We start from the raw sequence: 317 nt of genomic DNA, 5'->3' as shown, positions 1-317 counted from the left end.
GCGGTCGCGCCGTCAGCGGCCGGAGGTCACAGCAGCGTGGGGCGTGCAGGCCGAGGGCCTGCGGGCGTCATCCGCCAGGATCCAGCGCGAGGCGGTGGAACGGCAGAGCGGGAGCGATCGTGGCAAGCGAAGCGCCGGTCGGCAGTGCTTCCCACGTAACAGGTGCGCCCGTCACGTAGTGGGTCGTGTCGATCATCCGTTCATCATAACGGCATCGGCGTGAGCGTGTGGCGAAGCAGACTGATCTGCACGCTGTGTTCCATGGCCCCTGTTCATCCGCGCAGCGTGCAATGACATGCGTTGAACGAACTCTGGCC

Annotated in this window: 1 protein-coding gene; it reads right to left on the bottom strand. The window is 66.2% G+C overall.

Going from position 1 to position 317, the window contains the following annotated elements; genetic code table 11:
* Nucleotides 1-67 precede the first annotated feature (67 nt).
* Entirely contained in the window at nt 68-196 is a 129-nt protein-coding gene (locus EN804_RS38775; protein ID WP_259344776.1) for a hypothetical protein, read from the bottom strand.
* Nucleotides 197-317 lie beyond the last annotated feature (121 nt).

Origin of the sequence: Mesorhizobium sp. M8A.F.Ca.ET.161.01.1.1 (genome assembly GCF_004792105.1) — a bacterium.
Lineage (GTDB): Bacteria > Pseudomonadota > Alphaproteobacteria > Rhizobiales > Rhizobiaceae > Mesorhizobium.
The sequence above is the reverse complement of the archived record's forward strand: the minus strand, read 5'-3'. Positions and strand labels throughout refer to the sequence as shown.